Origin of the sequence: Campylobacter sp. 107 (assembly GCF_002383835.1) — a bacterium.
Lineage (GTDB): Bacteria > Campylobacterota > Campylobacteria > Campylobacterales > Campylobacteraceae > Campylobacter_D > Campylobacter_D jejuni.
The window spans coordinates 66029-70733 of the sequence record NZ_NXBA01000029.1 but is presented as its reverse complement, the minus strand read 5'-3'; the positions used below and the strand labels follow the sequence as shown (position 1 = coordinate 70733).

The following is a 4705-nucleotide window of genomic DNA, read 5'->3' as shown; positions in this document are numbered from 1 at the left end:
TAACATTCTCTTTTAAAAACTTCTTGATTTTCAATAATGTATTTTTAGAAAACAATTTGCTTAACCTATCTCTGATTAGATATAAAAGACAACAAGTTATTAAAACACTAACGATAGATGCAAGCACTGCTAAATAAATAATTAAGTGCGCTTTATCCATCTTTATTCCTTTCAATATTTTTTAAATAACTTACTATGACTACCTAGTTTTAAAATATTTAGCTCTAACTCATTATTATGTTTTTGATAAATAATAACAAGTTAGACTTTATATGACATTCTCTAAAATCTTTTAATACACCTTTTAATTGATGATCTTTATATTTAGGTTCTAAATTCTCATCATTAGAAAGTTTTACAATAACTTCATCAGTTATTTTACGCTCTTCACCACTTATTTTTTTGTAAGCTTTTATAAAATCTTTATGGTAATAAATTTTATATTTTGCCATTTTGATAAGCTTTCACAAAGTCTTGATGCGAATTAAAGCTTAATGCAGTATTGACTTTTTTTTCTTTATCAAGTTCTTTGCTTGCATTTAATATCTTACTTTCAAAACTACTCAACTTAGGCTTAGAAATTTTACATTTGGTATTTATGCTTTTTGCTAAACCCTTGAATGCAGGTAAAAAATCTTCATTAACATTTTCAATAATAAGAGTCATAAGCAACTCCTTTCTCAATTTATATAACATAATTATACCATTTTTAATAATTTTTGCAAGTATTTATGCTATAAAATGCCTATTTTTTAGGGGTTTAAATCGGATTTCTTTTTTTATTTAACTATGTTAATTTTTAGGTGCTTATTTTATAAGATTTTATAGCGCTATTTGCAAGATCGGCTAAGAATTTGCTTCTATTATCGCTTATTGCATCTATTGCCTCTACTAAGCTTTTAGGCAAGGTAATATTAATTCTAATTTTTGCTTCATTATCAATAGGTTCTTTAATATAATCACCTTTTTCAAGCATAACTTCTAATGCTCCTTTAAATGCTTCTTTGAGATCTTTTAAGGCTTCTATTTCATTTTCACCATCTCCCATAATATAAGGGAAATTTTTATATCTTGCAAAATATCCTCCGCCATCTTTTTCATCAAGTTTTTTTATAATAATTTCATAAGGTAGATTAAGATAGTAATCTAAGTCTTTCATGATTCATTCTCCTGTTATAGCTTTTAAAACCATTTTGACATATATAGCCTTTATAGGGCGTTTAAATGGAATAGTAATAAGATCACATTCTTTTTTTCTAAATTGATAATGTGAACCGCCTTTATTAAAACATTCATAACCTTCGCTTTCTAATAAAATCTTAAGCGTTTCAAAGCGCACATTGTTAGGATTATTTTTTAATTTTATCTTTTTTACTCACTATAATATCCTTATGAATATGTATTATGCACACTTTTTATTAAGTATCACTTATAAACCGAACGCAATTCTTTTAATAAAGTTTAGATATAATCTCACAAAACGCTTACTATGTCGTTTCATAGTTAAGCCTTTAGGGTTATTTCCGCCAAGAGTTAAAACTCAAGGCGGATTTTTATGAAGGAAAGATTTAAAATGAGAAATTTAACTTTAGAAGAAAATATATTTTTAGCAAAAAGAAACCTTGTAGATATTATTTGGAAATCCGCGAATTTAGAAGGTGTAAATGTTACTTTTCCTGAAACTCAAATGATTATAGATGGCTTTAGTGTTCCTGATAAAACAATACAAGATTTAACAATAATTTTAAATCTCAAAAGAGCTTGGAATTATTTGTTTGATACCATTAATGAAAAAGTTAGTTTGAGTTTGATGCAGGACTTTAATAGGATTGTAGGCAGAGATTTGGTTCATAAATCAGGATTTTTAAGAACAGCTGATGTAAAATAAGTGGAACAAATTTTAAACCAAAATTACCTATTGATTATGAGGTTAGTGAAAATATAGAAACAATTTTAAAAAATGAAAATAAAAAAGAAGTAGCATTGGATTTGATGTTATATCTTATGAGAAGTCAATTATTTTTTGATGGAAATAAAAGAACTTCAATGCTAATTGCTAATAAAATTTCAATTGAAAATGGATTCGGTATTTTGGCAATTGCTAAGAATGATATGAATGAGTTTTTTACCCATCTTGTTAAATTCTATGAAACAAACAATAATTATGAAATAAAACAATTTTGTAAAGAAAATTGTATTGAAACAATGGTTTTTCATAATGATGAAGAAAAAACAAATTATAGGAAAGAATTGAGATAACACTCAAATTTTCATATAAAACATTAAAACTTATTCATTCAAAAATACTATAATTAAAGCGTATTAAGCATGGCTACTCTTTCGGTTATAAGAAAGAGGAATAATGAGTAGGATCATTGAGTTTTTAGTTCTTGTCTTAGAATTAATTAACGAGATAATCAAGCTTGTTGGTTATCTCACTTAAAAAACCGTTGAAAATTCTATAAAAACCACACTTAGTCTAAGCTTAATACAATTGTAACAAAAAACACTTAACCGAAAGAGGCGTGGCTTTCGGCTATTTGTTCTTGCAAAGTCTTTATCGTTAATATGTTCTATTATAAAACTTCTATAAAAATTTCTTTACTTTTTAGTTCCTCATAAAAATTTTTTCTTTTATTGGGGTCGTTTGTAGTTACAATGGTAAATCCTGCTTGTTGAATTTTCATGAGAATTTCTTTTGAAATATTCATACTATGGAATAATTTTTTAAAATGTTCAGGTGTTATTACTGCTGCTCTAATATAATGAAAAAATGGATTACCATTTTCTTTATTTTTATTATATTGCATAGTATTATTAAACACTATGTCACTGCTGTAACTAATGTTTTGGAAATTATCTTCTTTGATACGCTTTCTCATCTCATTATAAAATGAGGTTAATTTGTTATTCTCATCTTTAATAAGATTAAGTATAGGATCTGGAATTTTATCTAAATATTGATTTTTTTTCATCGAAATTATCCACATTAAAAGAAGTAATATAGTAAGATTTATCCATTGCTAATATTATAGAAGTTGAAGGATAATTTTTATCATAACCATCAAAATATAAATTCACATTTACATCGTGATATTGATAACGAAGTTTAATACAGTTTCCGACTTTTTTATATTTAGCATTATTGTACTTCTCTAATAAAATACCTAAAATAATAGTATCACTCATTTGCACTCCTTTAAAACGAAAATCTAAATATTATGTTATTATACAATCAACATTTTAGAGCAATACTAAATATAAACTAAATTGACAATTTTTTTATTGTATGATATAATTTAAAATCATTATAAGGGCGGATCGAGATCGCCCATCTTAAATACTATTTTAAGTAGCTATTCAAATCTTTTTCAAAACTCTATTAAATCACTTAAAAAAGCATTGATTTTATTTGGCATAACGGCCTATAAAGGTATTATGTGATTTTGTGGTGATTCTAGGAGCTAAAGCCTTTTGATTTGTTATTTTTGTTTTATATAAATTTTCCCAGTGAAAACTTCTATTTCTGATTTTTTAGTCAATTTTCTTAATTATTTAGAAAATAATTCAAAAAATGGCAATAAACTATCAAAAAAATAAAAATAACTTATTTGAGAGTATTAACTAGCTTTTTTTCTTTTATAAGCGATAATAATGATGATTTGTTTATTTTTTCCTTTGATATGAAGAAAATTAGATTTAGAACAGAAAAATCAGAAGAAAAATTAAATTATCTTAATGAAAATGAAATTATAAGGCTAAATAATGTTTTAGAGAAAGAAAAAGCAAAAAAAGAAGTTTATAATAGTTTTAGAAATTCTTTACTGATAAAACTTATGCTTTATGGAGGACTTAGAATTTCTGAAGCTTTAAATGTAAAGCTTTGTGATTTTGAAGAAGTAGATGATGAAATATTAAAAATATCCATAATAGGCAAGGGCGGTAAAGAACAATTTGCATTTATTAAAAAAGAAGAAGTAGATGATGAGCTTGAATATTTTAAAGAAAATATCCAAGATAGTGATTACATAATGCAAACTAGCACAGGAAAACATTTAAATAGAAGTAATGCTTTTTTGATTGTAGATAATATTTACGCTAAAGCTTTGATCAGCAAAAAAGGACTTCATTTGCTTAGACACACTTTAGCTATGAGATTAACAGCCAAAGGAACAAACCTTGTGGTCATACAAAAAATTCTAAGACATGCAAATCTAAATACTACTACTATATATGCCAAAGCAACAAATGATACAATAAAAGCTGCGTTATTGAATAATTAATTTTTCTAAAATTGATTATTTACATAGACTTCTTTTTGAAGTCTATGCTGTGAATCTTTCTAATAAAAGTTTAGGTTCTCCGCCAAGTATTTTGATGAAATTTGCAATTCTTGATTGTATCATTTCTACGGAATACATACCTCCTAAACCGCCTAAAGCATAAAATAATTCTTCGAAAATGTCTTCTTTGTTAAATTCAAGTTCTTCTATATCAATAAGATCAGGAGTTCGGCTACATTTTTGTAAATTTTGATATATTTTGATATATTTTGATATATTTTGATATATTTTGATATATTTTGACTAAAATCTTGATTTTTTGTAGATTATTTTCAGTCTCTAAATAAGAATTTAAGTGTATTATTAGGGTTTTTATGAGTTTTTCTCTATTTTCTTTATTTTCAAAAAACTCACCCCCCCCC

At 25.5% G+C, this 4705-nt stretch carries 7 protein-coding genes and 3 pseudogenes; 3 read left to right on the top strand and 7 right to left on the bottom strand.

The window, feature by feature from the left end:
- Positions 1-171: 171 nt before the first annotated feature.
- The 4 genes and pseudogenes from BGS40_RS05590 to BGS40_RS05575 all read right to left on the bottom strand — a co-directional run bounded on the left by BGS40_RS05590 (position 172) and on the right by BGS40_RS05575 (position 1366).
- Positions 172-452, bottom strand: a pseudogene (locus BGS40_RS05590) (type II toxin-antitoxin system YafQ family toxin).
- Positions 439-666 carry a hypothetical protein gene (locus BGS40_RS05585; protein ID WP_087704530.1) on the bottom strand — a complete coding sequence of 76 codons (228 nt, stop codon included), beginning with the start codon at positions 664-666 and terminating at the stop codon, positions 439-441. Before BGS40_RS05585 ends, BGS40_RS05590 begins: the two are co-directional and overlap by 14 nt.
- A 133-nt stretch (positions 667-799) precedes the next feature.
- Positions 800-1159 carry a HicB family protein gene (locus BGS40_RS05580; protein ID WP_096738482.1) on the bottom strand — a complete coding sequence of 120 codons (360 nt, stop codon included), beginning with the start codon at positions 1157-1159 and terminating at the stop codon, positions 800-802.
- A 3-nt stretch (positions 1160-1162) separates the two neighbouring features.
- Positions 1163-1366 carry a type II toxin-antitoxin system HicA family toxin gene (locus BGS40_RS05575; RefSeq protein ID WP_370659165.1) on the bottom strand — a complete coding sequence of 68 codons (204 nt, stop codon included), beginning with the start codon at positions 1364-1366 and terminating at the stop codon, positions 1163-1165.
- A 189-nt stretch (positions 1367-1555) separates the two neighbouring features.
- Between BGS40_RS05575 and BGS40_RS09405 the strand changes: the two genes are divergently transcribed.
- Together BGS40_RS09405 and BGS40_RS09400 are read left to right on the top strand one after the other, a co-directional pair.
- Entirely contained in the window at positions 1556-1888 is a 333-nt protein-coding gene (locus BGS40_RS09405) for a hypothetical protein (RefSeq protein WP_167842814.1), read from the top strand.
- A gap of 104 nt (positions 1889-1992) precedes the next feature.
- A complete protein-coding gene (locus BGS40_RS09400) occupies positions 1993-2259 on the top strand; it encodes a hypothetical protein (RefSeq protein WP_180753103.1) in 267 nt (88 codons plus the stop codon).
- A 317-nt stretch (positions 2260-2576) separates the two neighbouring features.
- On the opposite strand, the gene BGS40_RS05565 is transcribed toward BGS40_RS09400, so the two are convergent.
- Positions 2577-2975 carry a hypothetical protein gene (locus BGS40_RS05565; protein ID WP_251820727.1) on the bottom strand — a complete coding sequence of 133 codons (399 nt, stop codon included), beginning with the start codon at positions 2973-2975 and terminating at the stop codon, positions 2577-2579.
- Positions 2950-3189 (bottom strand): hypothetical protein, encoded by a 240-nt coding sequence (locus BGS40_RS09740; RefSeq protein ID WP_231328335.1) that lies wholly within the window; start codon positions 3187-3189, stop codon positions 2950-2952. Before BGS40_RS09740 ends, BGS40_RS05565 begins: the two co-directional genes overlap by 26 nt.
- Positions 3190-3531: 342 nt before the next feature.
- Here BGS40_RS09740 and BGS40_RS05555 point away from each other — a divergent pair.
- A pseudogene (locus tag BGS40_RS05555) lies at positions 3532-4283 on the top strand (tyrosine-type recombinase/integrase); the annotation flags it as partial.
- A 232-nt stretch (positions 4284-4515) separates the two neighbouring features.
- Here the strand turns inward: BGS40_RS05555 and BGS40_RS10000 are convergent.
- Positions 4516-4705, bottom strand: a pseudogene (locus BGS40_RS10000) (hypothetical protein); the annotation flags it as partial.